Here is a 15,583-nt window from a genome sequence, read left to right on the forward strand (position 1 = left end):
GAGTCCCCCACGGATGCTCGCTCCGGCGGGCGAACGGCTCAGCCGTCGCGCAGGCGCCCCAGATGACCGCTGAGCATGGCGGCGACGGTGCGGCAGGTGCTTTCCGCCGGCAGCTCTTCATCGAACAGCAGCTCCACGGTGGAATGGATCAGCTCGACCACGATCCGCGCGACCTGGGCCACGGCGGCCGGCGGCACGCTGGGCAGCAGCAGCACCAGCAACTCCGTCTGCTGCGCCGCTACCCGGCGGTGCGAATCCAGGCGCACGTGCTCCAGCGAGGGCACCGCGCGCAGCGCCTTGAGGATCCACATGCCACCGGCGGTCTCGGCGGTGACCCGGTAGGTATCCAGCAAAAGCCCGGTCAAGACGTCTTCCACCCGCTCCAAAGGACCGGCCAGCAGCTCGGCATTGATCCGCCCGTCTATCTGCGCATTCTGCTTTTCCAGCAGGCGCCGGCCCAGCTCCTCCAGCAGGGCGTACTTGTTGGGGAAGTAGCGATAGAGCGCCGGCGGGGTCAGCCCGGCGCAGTCGCAGACCAGATTGGTCGACAGCCGCTCGATACCGACCTGACAGAGCACCTCCGCCGCCGCGGCCAGGATGCGTTCGTAGGTTTCCGCTGCCCGCTGCTGGCTGGGGCGGGCCTTGGGCGTGGCGCGGGAGGATGGAGCGGACTCTTTGGCGACCATGAAAAAGCTCTCGTCTAGACGAAAAAACACCTTGATGGGCAGTAAAATGATAGTTATAACTATCTTGTAGCGATAACTATCATATCAGCAACCGCGTTGCCCTTACTGCCTCCAGCCACAACCACAACAAACAGCAGGAGCCACCTCCATGAAAACACCCCTCGCGCTCGCCGTCGCCCTCTGGGCGCTACCCCTGGCGCCCGCTCTGGCGGCTGACGCCGCACCGGTCCAGGGTCTCTGGCTGACCGCCGACCAGGGCGCCGCCGTCAAGGTCACGCCCTGCGCCGACAACGCCAGTGCCCTGTGCGGCACCATCGTCTGGGACAAGGACGCCGGCAAGGCCAGCGATACCTGCGGCACGCGGGTCTTCCAGATGAGTCGCGACGACGGAGGTACCTGGCGCGACGGCTGGGTGTTCGATCCGCGCGATGGCAAGAAATACAAGGGCTACGTCCGCCGCAAGGGCGACGACCTCAACATCCGCGCCTATGTCGGCACCGAGGTGCTCGGCAAGACCGAACAGCTCACCCCGCTGAGCACCCTCCCCGCCACCCCGCACTGCAGCTAAGCCACCGCAAGGAGCGACCCCATGAACCGGATTCTTCACCGCACCCAGGCGGCGGCCCTGCTGTGCCTGAGCGTTCTCGGCAGCGCGGTCCAGGCCGATGACGACCTGGCCAGCTATGCGCTGACCATCACCCCGCGCCTGCTCTCGGACGTGCGCAACCGCAGCATCTCGGACTCGCTCAATCGGCCGGGGGCCAAGGTCACCGTGGAATTCGCCCATGAAAGCGGCCTGATCGGCCTGGCGGAGATCGGCAGCGTGAGCAAGAAGCAGTTCCTCGACGGCGATGGTGCCAACGTCCTGCTGGCTGGCGGCTACCGCTTCGGCGATCCGGAGGCCTGGCACTTCGGCGTGGGCCTGGCAGGGGAATTCTTTCCCGGCGCCCACTTCAAGGCGCCCAGCCGCATCGATCCGGAGACCGGCGCCCCCGATGGCTTTCGCAGCACCAACTACAACAGCCAGTTCGCCGTGCTGGAGATCGGCTACGGGGCACTGCAGGGACGCATCCTCAACGTGCTCTCGGAAAACTACCGCGGCGCCAACACCGCCGGCGTCTGCGGCGCCCAGCTGCAATTCAACCCCGACCCCACCAAGGGCCTGGAGTGCTATGCCAAGGGCGAGCACAACTCCCGCGGCAGCCTGCTCTACGACCTGGACTATCGCTACGAGCTGACCCCGCGCACCAGCCTCAAGCTGCACGCCGGCTACCAGCAGATCCGCAATTTCTCCGAGGCCAACTTCAGCGACTACGGCGTCGGCCTGGTGCATCGCCACTGGGGCTTCGACTTCGGCCTGGACTACCTGAGTCCCCATACCCGGGCGCGCGAACTCTACATCGCCGAAGACGGCGACCATCAGCGCGCGACGGACGAGGCCCGCTGGGTGCTGTCCGTGGCCCGCCCCTTCTGAGCTGGCGCCCATGAAACCTCACGTCTTCGCCACGCCGCCCGCGCCGGTCCAGGCCACCGCCCTCGATGGCCTGGTGCTGGTGGTGGACCTCGGCACCTCCGGCTGCAAGAGCGCCCTGGTCACCCTTGGCGGCGAGGTGGTCGCCTGGACCTTCCACGGCGTCACCCTGCACGTCGAAGGGCACAGCGCCGAGCAGGAGCCGGAAGACTGGTGGCAGGCCTTCCTGCGCGGCGCCGGCGAATTGCTGGCGGCGGATCCGGCGCGGCGGCGGCGCGTGGTGGCGGTGTGCTGCTCGACCCAGACCGAGGGCACGGTGTGCGTGGACGCCAACGGCCAAGCCCTGGGCCGGGCGCTGCTCTGGCTGGACATGCGCGGGGCCGAGTCGGTGGCGCGGCGGGTCGGCGGCGGTCGGCTAAAGGTCGCCGGGTATTCGCCCTTCAAGCTGTGGCGCTGGATCCGCCTCACCGGCGGCGCGCCCTCGCTGTCGGGCAAGGATTCCGCCGGGCACATCGCCTACCTGCAGGACCACCAGCCGGAGCGCTATGCGCGCACGGTGAAGTTTCTCAATGTCCTCGACTTCATGAATCTGCGCCTTACCGGGCGCTGCTGCGCCACCGCCGATTCCATCTGCACCGCCTGGATCACCGACAACCGCGATTCGCGCCAGGTGAAGTACGACGCCGGGCTGATCCGCACCCTGGGCTTCGACCGCGACAAGCTGCCCGACCTGGTGGATTCGGCGGAGGTGATCGGCACCCTGACCGGCGCGGTGGCCGACCAGCTCGGCCTGCCGCGCAGCACCCCGGTGGTGGCCGGCTCGGTGGACACCTCGGCGGTGGCGGTGGGTTCGGCGGTGGAGGACTTCGCGCCGCACCTCTATCTCGGCACCTCCTCCTGGCTGGGCGCCCATGTGCCCTTCAAGAAGTCCGATGTCTTGCGCCACATGGCCGCCGTGCCCAGCGCGGTCAAGGGCCGCTACCTGGCCATGGCGCTGCAGACCGCGGCGGGCGCCAACCTGTCGTTCCTGCGCGACAAGGTGCTCTACCACCCGGACGAACTCCTCAGCGACGAACAGCACCCGGATCTCTATGCCCTGCTCGACCGCATCGCCGCCCGGGTGCCGGCGGGCGCCCGCGGGCTGCTCTACACCCCCTGGCTGTATGGCGAGCGCAGCCCGGTGGACGATCCCAGCCTGCGCGCGGCACTGATCAATCTGTCGTTGGAGCACACGCGGGAAGACATCATCCGCGCCTTTCTCGAAGGGGTGGCGCTCAACACCCGCTGGATGCTGGAACCCTTCGGCCGTTTCCTCGGCCGCCGGCCAGAGCGGATAACGGCGGTGGGCGGCGGCGCCCAGTCCAATCTCTGGTGCCAGATCATGGCCGACGTCACCGGCCAGGTGATCGCCCAGCCCGATGCGCCGATCCAGGCCAATGCCCGGGGCTCGGCCTATATCGCCGCCGCCGGCATCGGCGCCCTGGCCTTCAGCGACGTGCCGGCGCTGCAGCGACCGCCGCGGCTCTACCAGCCCTGCCCCCAGGCGCGGGCGCGCTACGACGACAGCTACGCCACCTTTCTCGAAGTCCGCCGGCGCCTGGCGCCGCTCTATCGCCGCCTCAACCCCAACCAGGGAGCCCGACCATGAGCGATACCCTCGAAGCGCGCGAACAGGTGGTCGATCTCTGCCTGCACCTGGTGCGCCGCGGCTTCTTCGCCGCCACCGGCGGCAACCTGGCCCTGCGCCTGGACGCCGAGCGCATCGCGGTGACCCCTTCCGCCCTCGACTACTACCAGATGGGCGCGGAAGACGTCTGCATCCTGCGCCTGGCCGATCTGCACCAGCTCGAAGGCGATCGCGCGCCCTCGGTGGAAACCGGGTTGCACGCCCGGGTGCTGCGGCGCTTTCCGGCGGCGGGCTGCAGCCTGCACACCCACCAGCCGCTGGCCAGCGCCTGCACCCTGCTGGGCGAGGCCCTGACCGTCGACGACCCCGAGCGCTGGCCCGAACTGGGCCGCCGCCTGCCGCTGGTGGGCTATGCCCCCTCCGGTACCGGCTGGCTGGCCAAGCGCCTGGATCGCGCCCTGAGCGCCGAGAGCCCGGCCTATCTGCTGCGCAACCATGGAGTGCTCTGCTACGGCGCCAGCGCGCGCCAGACCCTGGCGGTGCTGGAGCAGCTGGAAGCCTTCTGCGAGCACTACCTGGTCGGTCGTATCGCCAGCCGCCCAGGTGTCTCCGCAGCCGACAGCCTGGCGCGCCAGCGCCTGCTGACCACCCTCACCGCCTCCCTCCCGTCCTGAGGTCCGCCATGAATCAGCCCCTGACCACCCCGCCGCCCCTGGTACCCACGCCTCCGGCGATTTCCGCCTGGCCGGATACCGAGACGCTCTATCGCCGTTTCGACGCCCTGGTCAAACAGCCCATGCGCCCGCTGCGCCGCGAGGCGCTGGCCAAGGTCATGGGCTATTTCGACGAGCGCTGCCAGGGCTCGCGGCGGCTCGCCGAAGAAGCCAAGCGCTTCATTCCCGGGGGCATCCAGCACAACCTGGCGTTCAACCATCCCTTCCCCCTGGCCATCGCCCGGGCGGAGGGCGCCCACCTCACCGACGTCGACGGCAACCAGTACATCGACTTCCTCCAGGCCGGCGGCCCCACCCTGCTCGGCTCCAATCCTCCCGGCGTGCGCGACCAGGTGCAGCGCATCCTCGCCGAGTGCGGCCCGGTCACCGGCCTGCTGCACGAATACGAGGTCAAGCTGGCCGAACTCGTTTGCCAGAGCGTGCCCGGCATCGACCAGGTGCGGTTGCTGGGCTCGGGCACCGAGGCGGCCATGGCCGCGGTACGCCTGGCGCGGGCCTATACCGGGCGCCGCTGGATCATCAAGATCGGCGGCGCCTACCACGGCTGGAGCGATCAGCTGGTGTACGGCATGCGCCTGCCCGGTACCGGGCGCATGGAGGCCCTCGGCATTCCCCGCGGCGCCACCGCCCACACCCAGGAAAGCCCGCCCAACGACCTCGAGGCCCTGCGCCGGCGCCTGCAATTCAATCGCCTGCGCGGCGGCACCGCGGCGGTGCTGGTGGAACCCTTCGGCCCGGAGAGCGGTACTCGCCCGGTGCATCCGCACTTCAACCGCGAGGTGCGCAAGCTCTGCGACGAATTCGGCGCCCTGCTGATCTTCGACGAGGTGGTGACCGGTTTCCGCGCCGGCATGGGTGGGGCCCAGGGCTACTTCAAGGTGCTGCCGGACCTCACCGTGCTCGGCAAATGCCTGACCGGCGGCTACCCCATGGCCGGGGCCCTGGGCGGCAAGGCCGAGGTCATGCAGCTGCTGGTGGGCGGCATCGGCACCTCGTCGAAGCGCGCCTTCGTCGGCGGCACCCTGTCGGCCAATCCGCTGTGCTGCGTGGCCGGCTACTACGCCCTCAAGGAGATCCAGCGGCTCGACGCCGCCGGCCAGGCCGGCCGCGCCGGCGATCGACTGCGCCAGGGCCTGGAGGAGATCATCCAGCGCCGCAACCTGCCCTATGTCGCCTACAACCTGGGCTCCATCGTCCACCTGCAGACCTCCGGGGTGCTGCTGCTCGACACCGGCAATCCGCTCAAGCTGCTGCGGGCGCGCAACGAGGCCAAGGCGCGCAAGCACATGATGGAAGAGATGGGCGCGGCCTATACCGCCCATGGCCTCATCACCCTGGCCGGCAGCCGCATCTACACCAGCCTGGCCGACAACGACGCCGTGATCGACGACGCCCTGGAGCGTTTCGACCGGGTCTTCCAACTGGTATGAGGCCGCCCATGAAAGCCGAATCGCGCCAGCAATGGCTGGATCTGCAGCAGCGTCTGGCCCGCCAGGGCGAGCGCTCGGCCCTGGCCCTGTCGGTGCGCATACCGGGGGCGGCGAGCTTCTGGTACGGCACCCTGGGCGATGCCGCGCCCTGCGAGATCGAGCTGGCCCGCCGCAGCGGCGCCGCCCTGGATCATGCACTCGTCTACCGGTCGCGACCGGATGTCGGCGCCATCATCCAGGGCGCGGGGCGCTACGGGCAGCATGTGGCGGACTTCGGCGGCCAGTTGCCGGAGCTGTTCGACGAGCAGGCCCGGCACCTGGGGCGGATGGCGCCCGCGGTGGCCCGGGGCGATGCCCTGGCGGAAGCCCTGGCCGCGCGCGGCAACGTCCAGCTGCTCGGCGGCCAGCCACTGTGCCTGGGGACCACCGCCAGTCGCGCCGCCCTCAATGCCGAGCTGTTCGAGAAATGCGCCAAGGCCTACACCCTGGCCCAGGCCACCGGCGCGGTGCTCACCCGCCTGCCCTGGTGGGTGGTGCTGATCGCCACCCGCCGACTCCAGCGCGACCAGCGCGCCGCCGCCGAGGCCTTTCGTCAGGGCCGGCTGCCGGCGGAAAGCCGTGGTTACTAGCCACTCTTCGAAGGTAGACCCCATGACCGTCACCGCGCCCGCTCCGCCTCGCCAGGTCCAAGCCGCGCTGCTGCTGGGCTCCCTGGCGCTGCTCATCCTCGGCCTGCAGCCGCTGCTGCTCGGCGAGCTGTTCACCAGTGGCCGGGCCAGCCTCGACGGCCTCGGCCTGGTGGCCATGGGCGAGATCGTCGCCCTGGGCCTGGGCGTGATCGCCGGTGAGGCCCTGGGCCCGCGCCTGGGGCTGCCAGCCGTACTGTGGCCGGCGACGCTGCTGGCGGTCGCCGCCGACCTGGCCAGCGCCCAGGCCAGCGGTGATCTGCCGTTGCTCGGCCTGCGCGCCCTCGCCGGCCTTGGCGAAGGCCTGCTGCTCTGGGCGGCGGTGGCGCTGATCGTCCGTCAACCCACCGCCGAGCGGCTGTCCGGCCTGTTCATGGCACTGCAGACCTTTTGCCAGGGCCTGCTGGCCGCCCTGCTGGCGCTGTGGATCCTGCCCCGGCTGGGCAGCGCCGGCGGCTTCCGGCTGCTGGCCGGTGTCACCGCCCTGGCCCTGCCGCTGACCGTCGCCCTGCCACGCCGGCTGGCGGCAGTGGACGTCCCTGGCAGCGCGCCGGTCCGCCATAGATGGCGACTGCCCCAGGCCCTGCTGCTGGCCTTCGTCGGCTGCCAGCTGGCCGCCATCGGCGCGCTCTGGGCCTATCTGGAACCCTATGGCGAAGCCCTCGGACTGGACGCCAGCCAAGCCCAGACCCTGATCGCCGCCAGCTTCGCCGCCCAGTTGCTCGGCGGCCTGGCCGGCGCGGTCCTGGTGGCCTGGCTGCCGGCCGCCACCACCCTGACCCTGGCGACCCTGACGCTGGGCAGCCTGGCCGCGCTGATCTATGGCCTGGCGCCGGGAGCGCACCTGAGCTTCGTGCTGCTGTGCCTGACCTTCACCTTTCTCTGGCAGACCCTCACCCCCTTCCAGATCAGCCTGGCCCTGCGGCTGGACGCCAGTGGCCGCGTCGCCACCCTGGTGCCCTCGCTGCAACTGCTCGGCTGCGCCGCCGGCCCGGCGCTGGCCTCGCTCTGGCTGCAGGGCGCCGCGGTCCGACCCGCCGCGCTCACCAGCGCCCTGCTCGCCCTGCTGGCCCTGGGGCTGGCGGCCGTGCTCGCCCGCAGTGCCCGCGGCCCCCGGCCGGTACCGCGCTGGCGCTGGCAGCGCCCAGGCTGAATACTGCCGCCGTCGCCGTATCGTCCCCTTCCTGCCCCCTTGCGGACTGCTGCCATGAATGCACCCCTCCCCGATCCCGCTCCCGCCCTGGGCGACCCCGAGATGCTGCAGCGGCTGTTCGCCGCCCAGGGACCGCGTGCCCTGGCCCTGCGCGGCTCCAGCGCCGCCGAGCGCCTGAGCCTGCTGCAGCGCCTGCATGGCGCCCTGGTGGCGCGGCGGGGGGCGCTCTATGCCGCCTTTCGCCAGGACTTCGGCAAGCCCGAGGTGGAGGTGGAACTGTCGGAGATCATGCCGGTGCTGGAAGAGATCCAGCACGCGCGCCGCCACCTGCGCCGCTGGATGAAGCCACGGCGGGTGCGCCCGACCCTGACCTCCCTCGGCTGCCCGGCGCACATCCACAGCCAGCCGCGCGGGCGCTGCCTGATCATCGGCCCCTGGAACTACCCGGTCTCCACCCTGCTCGGCCCCCTGGTGTCGGCCTTGGCGGCCGGCAACAGCGTGATGCTCAAGCCCTCGGAATTCACCCCGGCGGTCAACGCGGTACTGCGCGAACTGCTGGCCGAGGCCTTCACCCCGGACACCGTGGCCTTTTGCGAAGGCGATGTCTCCACCGCCCAGGCGCTCTTGGCGCTGCCCTTCGACCACTTCTTCTTTACCGGCTCCACCGCCGTGGGCCGCCTGGTGATGCAGGCCGCTGCCCGGCACCTGGCCTCGGTGACCCTGGAGCTGGGCGGCAAGTCGCCGGCGATCATCGACGCCAGCGCCGACCTGGACGCCGCCGCCGAGCTGCTGCTCTGGGGCAAATTCCTCAATGCCGGCCAGTCCTGCGTGGCGCCGGATCATGTCTTCGTCGCCCGCCGCCTGCTGCCGGCCTTCAAGGAGCGCTGTCGCGCCCTGCTGGTGCAGCGCTACGGCAGCGATGCCGCCGCCAGCCCGGACTATGCCCGACTCATTCACCAACGCCACGCCAGCCAGCTGATCGGACTGCTGGAACAGGCCCAGGCGGCCGGTGCCCAGCTGATCCACGGCGGCGCGCACGACGCGGCCGGGCGCTACCTCGCACCGACCCTGCTGGATTGCTCGGCCATCGACAGCCCCCTGGACAGCCAGGAGCTGTTCGGTCCGCTCCTGCCGGTGATCGCCTACGACGACCTGGAAGAGGTACTGCAGCGCATCGACGCCGGGCCCAAGCCCCTGGCGCTCTATCTCTGGAGTCGCGACCGCGACATCCAGCAGCGAGTCATCGCCCGCACCAGCTCCGGCAGCGTCGGCCTCAATCTGTGCATGCAGCAGTACACCCAGCTGCACCTGCCCTTTGGCGGCGTCAATCACTCCGGCAGCGGCAGCGCCCATGGCCAGGCCGGTTTTCGCACCTTTTCCCACGAGCGCAGCGTGCTCGCCGCCGGTCCGCTGCTGGCCGTTCGTCTGCTGCTGCCGCCCTATTCACCGTTCAAGCTGCGGCTGGCGCAATGGGTGTCGCGCCTGACCGGAGGCGGCTAGGTCCAGTACGAGAACTGCCTGCGCATCGGCGATGCTTCGTTGGAAAAACCCCTGGATCGCCAGCCCGGTCGGAATGCTCCTTTACCGCACGTACACTGCGCTCCCTCTGCTTTTTGGTTGGTGAGCGCTACCCCTTTGAGCAGCCTTGGGCGGTTACTCCCGTTGGTCGTTTCAATCCGCCTCACCTTCGCTCGGCGACTTTTGTACCGGACCTGGAAAACGCCCAGCAGGGCACACCATCCGCCGGGAATGACGCCGCCAAGGATGCACGAGCGGCAAACCAGCCTTTAGAATGACGGGCCGCCAGCCTTGGGCGTGCCGATCTGCGATTGGCGCGGTCCAAGCCCGGCATGGGTTACCCTTGCACGTGAATTCTATTTGGAGCGGTGAGCTGAACGATGGGCTTTGAGCAACTAGCTGAACTACGCGACCGCCTGCGGGCCGAAAAAGCGCAGGTAAAGACCGAGAGCAACGAGCGGCCGGCGCGGAGACCTTCACCGAAAGCCAAGCCCCGCGAGCAGAAGCCCCGCGAGCAGGATCCGGTGGTCGAAGGCATCCGCCGTCTGCAAAAGCACTTCCCGCTGGCCTTCCCGGTCAATCCGGCACCCAAGGTGCCGCTCAAGGAAGGCATCCTGAAGGACGCCGAGCAGCACCTTGAGCGCCTGGGCATCACCGGTGACCAGCTCAAGCAGTCGATCGCCACCTGGTGTCGCGGCACCCGCTACTGGGCGGCCATGACCGAAAACGCCCCGCGCCTGGATCTGGATGGCCAGCCGGCTGGCACCGTGACCGCCTCCCAGGCGGTCTATGCCAAGCAGCAGGCACGCCGCCAGCGCGCCCAGGCCCGCCGTGAGCAGGCCAAGGCCAAGGCGGACACCGCCGCGCCTGCCGAAGCGCAAGTGCCTGCAGCGGCCGAGACCGTTGCCGCTCCCGCAGACGACGCCTCCGCCTGAGCCCCGCTGCCCCTGTCGCCCAGACAGGGGCAGTCGTTCCAGACGCCCGCCGCGTTAGGACAGCCGTCCCGGCAACTCGATGCGCATGACCGTCCCCCCACCCTCGCGCCCCAGGGCGACGATGCGGCCCTGATGCGCCGCGCAGATGGCGCGGGCGATGGACAGGCCCAGGCCACTGCCGCCAAGGTGCCGTGCCCGGGAGCTGTCGGCGCGCCAGAAGCGGTGAAAGACCCGCTCGCGATCGGCTTCGGCGATGCCCGGGCCGCGATCCCGGAATTCCAGCACCAGGCCCTCGGCCAGGGCCAGCTGGACGATCTCCAGTTCGCCGCCGCTGGCGCCATAGCGCAGGAAATTTTCCAGCAGGATGTTGAGCAACTGGCCGATGCGATGGCGGTCGGCGTACAGCCGTTGGCGGGGATCCAGTTCCAGGCGCAGCTGGATGGCCTCGGCCTGCAGCTGGGGCGCGAACCAGGCCAGCCGCTCTTCCACCAATGCCGCCAGGGCGAAGGACCGCTGATCCAGCGCCAGTTGCCCGGCCTCGGCCAGCGACAGGGTGTGCAGATCGCCCACCAGGGTGTTGAGCAGGTCGAGCTGGCGCTTGACCATCTGCAACTGGCGGGCATCGGCGGGAAAGACCTCGTCGAGGATGCCCTGCACCCGCACCGAGGCGGCGTTGAGCGGGGTGCGCAGCTCATGGGCGAGGATGGCGCTGGAATCCCGCACGTCGCGCTCGTATTGCTGCAGCCGCGCGGTGAGGCTGTTGAAGTCCAGCGCCAGGCGGCGCAATTCCGCTGGCGCCGTCTCGGCCACCTCCAGGCGGGTCTCCAGATCGCCGGAGGCCACCCGCCGCGCCGCCGCGGCGATGGCGGAGAACTGGCTCGACAGCGGGCGTGACAGCCGAAAGCCGGCCAGCAGGATCAGCGGCACGGCCGCCAGCACCAGCCCCGCCAGCACCCACCAGTCGCGGCTGGCGATGCCGGGCAGGAAATAGCGCACCGGATAGTAGTGGCTGAACAGCGCCCAGAGTCGCGCCTCGTTTTCCTGCGGATCGGCGCGCAGCTGCAGGATTTCCGCCCGCGCCGCCTGGGGCACCTGGCGCAGCACCCACCAGTCGCCAAAGAGAAACCAGAGGTACATGCCGGCGGCGATCAGCAGCACCGCGCCCAAGGCCAGCAGGCTCATGCGCCAGCCGACCCAGCGCCCCAGCGGGGCCTGGCGCTTCATGAAAAGCGATAGCCAATGGCGCGCACCGTCACCGGCACGCCGGGAAGGCCCGCCGCTTCCAGCTTGCGCCTGAGGTTGTGCAGGTGGGTGTCCACCACCCGCGCCAGGGCCTCGCTTTCCGGCAGGCAGCGCTCCAGCAATTCCTCGCGGGTAAAGGCCTTGTGCGGAGTGCGCATCAGGGTGGCGAGCAGGCCGAATTCGGTGGGCGTCAGCTCCAGGGCCCGTGCCTCGACGGTGGCGCTGAAACGTTCCAGATCCACCGTCAGGGCGCCATGGCGCAGCCAGCGGTCATCGCGCGGCGCCAGGTGGCAGCGGCGCAGCACCGCGTGCACCCGCGCCACCACCTCCTTGGGGTTGTAGGGCTTGACCACGTAGTCGTCGGCGCCATAGCGCAGGGCGCCGAGCTTTTCCGGCTCGTCGCCGATGGCGGTCACCATGATCACCGGGGTATCCCCGGCGCGGCGGATCTGTGCCAGCACCTCGGTGCCACCGAGGCGCGGCAGCATCATGTCGAGCAACACCAGATCGGGTCGCTCGCGCTGGAACAGCTCCAGCCCCTGGCGGCCGTCTTCGGCGAGGATGACCGCGAAGCCATCGCGCAGCAGATAGGCCTCCAGCACGCTGGCGCTGTCGGCGTCGTCTTCGACGATGAGTATGAGTTTGTCGCCCACGTCCGCTCTCTTGATCGAATCTAGACAATTCGCCGAAGGAATCTTGATTCGGCGTCCCTAGGCTGCGACCCATGCCTTGCACCGGGTCCGCCTGCCATGCCTTCACTCGCCGCTTCCATCACCTGCCAGTTGCTGCTGATCGGTCTGCTAGGCCTCAGCGGTTGCTCGCTGATTCCCGACTACCAGCGGCCGCCCCTGCCGGTGCCCGCGCACCAGGGGCTGTGGCAGCGGCAGGACGCTGCCCCCGCGGTGGGCGTTGATCTCAGCCCTGACGAGCGCCAACTGCTGGCCGCGGTCAGCGCTGAAGCTCTCCTGCCAGAGCTGGTGGGCCAGGCGCTGGCGGGCAATCGAGACTACCGGATAACCCAGCTCAGGGTCGAGCAGGCGCGGGCGCAGCTGGGCGCGCGCCAGGCCGACCGCTGGCCCACCTTGGGCCTGGCGGTGCAGCGGCCGCGCCAGCGCTTCGCCGACCAGGCGCTGGACGAGCGCTACCAGCAGGACCTGGCCACCGCCACCCTCGGCGTGGACGCCTTCGAACTGGACTTCTTCGGGCGGGTAGCCAGCCTCGGCGAAGAGGCCCGCCACCAACTGTTGGCCAGCGCCTATGGCCAGCAGGCCGCGCGCGGCGCCCTGGTAGCCGAGGTGGCGCGCCTTTTCCTGCTGGCCCGCGAGGCCGATGCCCAGGTCTTCAGCGCCCAGGCCATGGCGGCCCTCAGCGATGAGCTGGTGCAGCGGACCCGGGCACGCATCGCCGCCGGCGACCTGGCCCCGGCTGCCCTGGAGCCCCTGACCCAGGCCGCCCTGGACGCACGCCAACTGGAGCAACAGCGCCTGAGCCAACGCACCCAGGCCTATGGGGCGCTGGCCTGGGTCACCGGCTACCGGCTGGCGCCCTCGCCCAGCGCTGCGCCTGCCCCGGCCGGTCCGCCGCCGGAACTGCCGGGCGAGCTGGCCGACCTGCCCTCCAGCCGCCTGCTGGAGCGTCTCGACGTACGCGCGGCCGAGGAGCGCCTGCAGGCGGCCAACGCCAGCATCGGTGCGGCCCGCGCCGCCTTTTTCCCGAGCATTCGCCTGAGCACCGCGGTGGGCCTGGCCAGTCCGCAACTGCAGGACCTGTTCAGCGCCGGCCAGGGGCTGCGCCTGCTGACGCCGTCGCTGTCCCTGCCGCTGTTCGACGGCGCGCGCAACCAGGCCAACCTGGATTCTGCCAGGACCGCTCGCGACCTGGCCCTGGCCGCCTACGAACGCACCCTGCAGGACGCCTTTCGCGAACTGGCCGACGGCCTGGAAGAGCGCCGCCTGTTGCTCGCGCAGCGGCAGACCCTGGCCGCCCAGCTGCAGTTGAGCCAACAGCGCCGCCAGCGTCTGGCGCGCCAGTGGCAGGCCGGGGCCGGCGATCCCGGCGCCAGCCTGCAGGCCGGTCTCGACGGGTTGCGCGCCGGCGAGGCGCTGCGCCAGACCGGCCAGGCCCTGCGCCTCAATCGCCTGCGCCTGTACCGCGCCCTGCACGGCCTCGACCACCCTTCCGCCACCTGAGAGGACTCGCCATGACCCGCACCACCCTGCTGCCGCTGCTACTCTGCCTGACACCCCTGGCCGGCCAGGCGGCCGACGCCTCGCCCTGGGGCGACCACACCGACGTCAGCCTCGGCCTGGTGGCCGGCGCGGTCAGTCGTTACATGGGTTCGGCCGCCTACCGGCCGCAGTTGCTGCCGCTGGTGGTGGTGCAGCGTGGACCCTTCTTTGCCGACACCAGTCGCGGCCTCGGCCTGCAATGGCAGTCGGCCCAGGGACTGACCCTCAGCGGCGCCCTGAACTACGACTTCGGCCGCGATGACCGCGACAACGCCTCGCGGCCAGGCGCCGACCGCTTGAAGGGTATGGGCGAGGTCGACGGCGCCACGGTGCTGGACCTCAATCTGAGCCAGGCCCTGGCGCCCTGGCTCAGCCTCAACGCCGAGGGCGAATGGCGACTGGCCGGGGCCAAGCGCGGCAATCGCTATCGCCTGGGCGTGGAAGCCATCGGCCTGCACACCGACCAGGACACCCTGGCGCTGGATCTCGACGCCCACGCCGGTGACCGCCGCTTCAACCAGACCTATTTCGGCGTCACCGCCGCCCAGAGCGCCGCCAGCGGCTTCGCCCCGGCGCGGCTCGACCGGGGCATCTATGCCTATTCCGCCGCGCTGAACTGGTTGCACGCCTTCGATCCGCACTGGAGTTCGGTGGCGACCCTGACCACCACCTACTACGGCGACCAGGCACGCGACAGCCCGCTGCGGCAGCGCGCCACCGCCACCACCGCCCAAGTCGCCCTGACCTACAGCTTCTGATCCTGGAGCCCGCCATGCCTGGCCCGCGCCTGACCTCCGCCCTCGCCTTACTCCTGCTGCTGCCCCTGCTGGGCGGCTGTTCACCCGATGAACGCCCCGGTCCGGTGCCCCTGCGCACCGTCAAGCTCGCGCCGGTCGCGCGGCTTGCGGCCCAGGCCCCGCTGCTACCCGGCCTGGTGCGCCAGCCGCACAGCTCGGCGCTGGCCTTCGAAAATGGCGGCCGGGTGCTGAGGGTGGCCGTGGACGTGGGTGCCCGGGTCGCGGCCGGGCAACTGCTCGCCGAGCAGGACGCCGAACCGGCACGCCTGCGCCTGGCCCAGGCCAGCGCTCGGGTGCAGGCCGCTCGGGTGGAGCTGGACCAGCGCCGCGCCGGGCAGCGGCGTGCTCGGCAGCTGTTCGCCGACGGCAACCTGGCCAAGGCCGAGCTGGAAGCCGCCGACGCCGCCCTGGGTGCGGCCCAGGCCCAGCAAGGAGGCGCCGAGGCGGAACTGGACCTGGCGCGCCGCGCCCTGGCCCAGACCCGGCTGATAGCGCCCTTCGCCGGCCAGATCGTCCTGCGCGCGCCGGAGCCGCTGCGGCTGGTGGGCGCGGGCGAGACCCTGTTCGGGCTGCAGGCCGACGGCGAACGTCAGGTGGTGGTGCAGGTGCCGGCCGCCCTGGCCCAAAGGCTGGCGCCCGGCACTCAGGCCCAGGCCTATGCCACGCGCGACGGCGCGCCCCTGCCGCTCCGGCTGGTCGGTCTTTCGCCGCGTGCCGAGCAGGGCCTGCTGCAGGAAGCGGTCTTCGCCCTCGACCAGCAGGCACCGGCCCTGCCCAGCGGCAGCCTGCTGGACGTGCGTCTGCCGCTGCCGGCCCAGGCGCAGCTGGCGGTTCCCCTGGGCGCGCTGCTGCCCGGTCAGAGCGGCAGCGCCGGTCAGGTCTATGTCTACCAACCGGAGACCCAGCAGGTGAAACCGCGCCCGGTCACGGTAGCGGCCCTGCAGCAGGGCCAGGCGCTGATCGCCAGCGGGCTCGCCGAGGGTGACCAGATCGTGGTGGCCGGCGCCGCCTTCCTGCGCGCGGGCGAGCATGTGCTGCCCTATCGGCCCGGCACCGTGCTCACGGGGGAGTAAGTT

General features: G+C 70.6%; 15 protein-coding genes. 12 read left to right on the forward strand and 3 right to left on the reverse strand.

Features of this window, described 5'->3' with window-relative positions; genetic code table 11:
- Positions 1–38: 38 nt before the first annotated feature.
- A complete protein-coding gene (locus QKY98_RS08830) occupies positions 39–686 on the reverse strand; it encodes a TetR/AcrR family transcriptional regulator (protein ID WP_007158625.1) in 648 nt (215 codons plus the stop codon).
- A gap of 148 nt (positions 687–834) precedes the next feature.
- On the opposite strand from QKY98_RS08830, the gene QKY98_RS08835 reads away from it, so the two are divergent.
- The 9 genes from QKY98_RS08835 (at position 835) to QKY98_RS08875 (ending at position 10,240) form a co-directional block, all read left to right on the forward strand.
- The gene (locus QKY98_RS08835; protein WP_074582743.1) at positions 835–1,254 is read left to right on the forward strand and encodes a DUF2147 domain-containing protein; all 420 of its coding nucleotides are present in this window, start codon (positions 835–837) and stop codon (positions 1,252–1,254) included.
- Positions 1,255–1,275: 21 nt separating this feature from the next.
- Entirely contained in the window at positions 1,276–2,160 is an 885-nt protein-coding gene (locus QKY98_RS08840) for a TorF family putative porin (protein ID WP_027599631.1), read from the forward strand.
- 10 nt (positions 2,161–2,170) lie between these two features.
- A complete protein-coding gene (locus tag QKY98_RS08845) occupies positions 2,171–3,805 on the forward strand; it encodes a xylulokinase (RefSeq protein WP_027599632.1) in 1,635 nt (544 codons plus the stop codon).
- A complete protein-coding gene (locus tag QKY98_RS08850) occupies positions 3,802–4,458 on the forward strand; it encodes a class II aldolase/adducin family protein (RefSeq protein WP_183629769.1) in 657 nt (218 codons plus the stop codon). Before QKY98_RS08845 ends, QKY98_RS08850 begins: the two co-directional genes overlap by 4 nt.
- Positions 4,459–4,466: 8 nt before the next feature.
- Positions 4,467–5,948: an aspartate aminotransferase family protein gene (locus QKY98_RS08855; protein WP_284670707.1), complete on the forward strand. Its 1,482-nt coding sequence runs from the start codon at positions 4,467–4,469 to the stop codon at positions 5,946–5,948.
- A gap of 8 nt (positions 5,949–5,956) precedes the next feature.
- Positions 5,957–6,577: a hypothetical protein gene (locus QKY98_RS08860; protein ID WP_145150484.1), complete on the forward strand. Its 621-nt coding sequence runs from the start codon at positions 5,957–5,959 to the stop codon at positions 6,575–6,577.
- A 22-nt stretch (positions 6,578–6,599) separates the two neighbouring features.
- Entirely contained in the window at positions 6,600–7,787 is a 1,188-nt protein-coding gene (locus QKY98_RS08865) for a hypothetical protein (protein WP_284670708.1), read from the forward strand.
- A gap of 54 nt (positions 7,788–7,841) precedes the next feature.
- The gene (locus QKY98_RS08870) at positions 7,842–9,287 is read left to right on the forward strand and encodes an aldehyde dehydrogenase family protein (protein ID WP_284670709.1); all 1,446 of its coding nucleotides are present in this window, start codon (positions 7,842–7,844) and stop codon (positions 9,285–9,287) included.
- Positions 9,288–9,685: 398 nt separating this feature from the next.
- Entirely contained in the window at positions 9,686–10,240 is a 555-nt protein-coding gene (locus QKY98_RS08875) for a ProQ/FinO family protein (protein ID WP_027602073.1), read from the forward strand.
- Positions 10,241–10,294: 54 nt separating this feature from the next.
- On the opposite strand, the gene QKY98_RS08880 is transcribed toward QKY98_RS08875, so the two are convergent.
- Positions 10,295–11,464, reverse strand: coding sequence for a sensor histidine kinase (locus QKY98_RS08880; protein WP_284670710.1), 1,170 nt, complete (start codon positions 11,462–11,464; stop codon positions 10,295–10,297).
- Positions 11,461–12,135 carry a response regulator gene (locus QKY98_RS08885; protein WP_284670711.1) on the reverse strand — a complete coding sequence of 225 codons (675 nt, stop codon included), beginning with the start codon at positions 12,133–12,135 and terminating at the stop codon, positions 11,461–11,463. The genes QKY98_RS08880 and QKY98_RS08885 overlap by 4 nt, the downstream gene beginning before the upstream one ends.
- Positions 12,136–12,231: 96 nt before the next feature.
- Here QKY98_RS08885 and QKY98_RS08890 point away from each other — a divergent pair, with 96 nt between their 5' ends.
- The 3 genes from QKY98_RS08890 to QKY98_RS08900 are packed head-to-tail and all read left to right on the forward strand — an operon-like array spanning position 12,232 to position 15,580.
- Complete coding sequence (locus QKY98_RS08890; RefSeq protein WP_284670712.1) at positions 12,232–13,671, forward strand: TolC family protein; 1,440 nt, start codon at positions 12,232–12,234, stop codon at positions 13,669–13,671.
- A gap of 11 nt (positions 13,672–13,682) precedes the next feature.
- A complete protein-coding gene (locus QKY98_RS08895; RefSeq protein WP_284670713.1) occupies positions 13,683–14,468 on the forward strand; it encodes a MipA/OmpV family protein in 786 nt (261 codons plus the stop codon).
- 14 nt (positions 14,469–14,482) lie between these two features.
- Positions 14,483–15,580 carry an efflux RND transporter periplasmic adaptor subunit gene (locus tag QKY98_RS08900; RefSeq protein WP_284670714.1) on the forward strand — a complete coding sequence of 366 codons (1,098 nt, stop codon included), beginning with the start codon at positions 14,483–14,485 and terminating at the stop codon, positions 15,578–15,580.
- Positions 15,581–15,583: the final 3 nt, after the last annotated feature.

The sequence above is a fragment of the Pseudomonas sp. HR1 genome, assembly GCF_030175875.1.
GTDB classification, from domain to species: domain Bacteria; phylum Pseudomonadota; class Gammaproteobacteria; order Pseudomonadales; family Pseudomonadaceae; genus Chryseomonas; species Chryseomonas oryzihabitans.

What these genes read in the sequence shown, in the direction of transcription:
- QKY98_RS08865 (WP_284670708.1), top strand. Translation starts at nt 6,600, where the DNA reads ATGACCGTCACCGCGCCCGCTCCGCCTCGCCAGGTCCAAGCCGCGCTG.
- QKY98_RS08830 (WP_007158625.1), bottom strand. Translation starts at nt 686, where the DNA reads ATGGTCGCCAAAGAGTCCGCTCCATCCTCCCGCGCCACGCCCAAGGCC.
- QKY98_RS08850 (WP_183629769.1), top strand. Translation starts at nt 3,802, where the DNA reads ATGAGCGATACCCTCGAAGCGCGCGAACAGGTGGTCGATCTCTGCCTG.
- QKY98_RS08860 (WP_145150484.1), top strand. Translation starts at nt 5,957, where the DNA reads ATGAAAGCCGAATCGCGCCAGCAATGGCTGGATCTGCAGCAGCGTCTG.
- QKY98_RS08880 (WP_284670710.1), bottom strand. Translation starts at nt 11,464, where the DNA reads ATGAAGCGCCAGGCCCCGCTGGGGCGCTGGGTCGGCTGGCGCATGAGC.
- QKY98_RS08870 (WP_284670709.1), top strand. Translation starts at nt 7,842, where the DNA reads ATGAATGCACCCCTCCCCGATCCCGCTCCCGCCCTGGGCGACCCCGAG.
- QKY98_RS08900 (WP_284670714.1), top strand. Translation starts at nt 14,483, where the DNA reads ATGCCTGGCCCGCGCCTGACCTCCGCCCTCGCCTTACTCCTGCTGCTG.
- QKY98_RS08845 (WP_027599632.1), top strand. Translation starts at nt 2,171, where the DNA reads ATGAAACCTCACGTCTTCGCCACGCCGCCCGCGCCGGTCCAGGCCACC.
- QKY98_RS08890 (WP_284670712.1), top strand. Translation starts at nt 12,232, where the DNA reads ATGCCTTCACTCGCCGCTTCCATCACCTGCCAGTTGCTGCTGATCGGT.
- QKY98_RS08835 (WP_074582743.1), top strand. Translation starts at nt 835, where the DNA reads ATGAAAACACCCCTCGCGCTCGCCGTCGCCCTCTGGGCGCTACCCCTG.
- QKY98_RS08840 (WP_027599631.1), top strand. Translation starts at nt 1,276, where the DNA reads ATGAACCGGATTCTTCACCGCACCCAGGCGGCGGCCCTGCTGTGCCTG.
- QKY98_RS08875 (WP_027602073.1), top strand. Translation starts at nt 9,686, where the DNA reads ATGGGCTTTGAGCAACTAGCTGAACTACGCGACCGCCTGCGGGCCGAA.
- QKY98_RS08855 (WP_284670707.1), top strand. Translation starts at nt 4,467, where the DNA reads ATGAATCAGCCCCTGACCACCCCGCCGCCCCTGGTACCCACGCCTCCG.
- QKY98_RS08895 (WP_284670713.1), top strand. Translation starts at nt 13,683, where the DNA reads ATGACCCGCACCACCCTGCTGCCGCTGCTACTCTGCCTGACACCCCTG.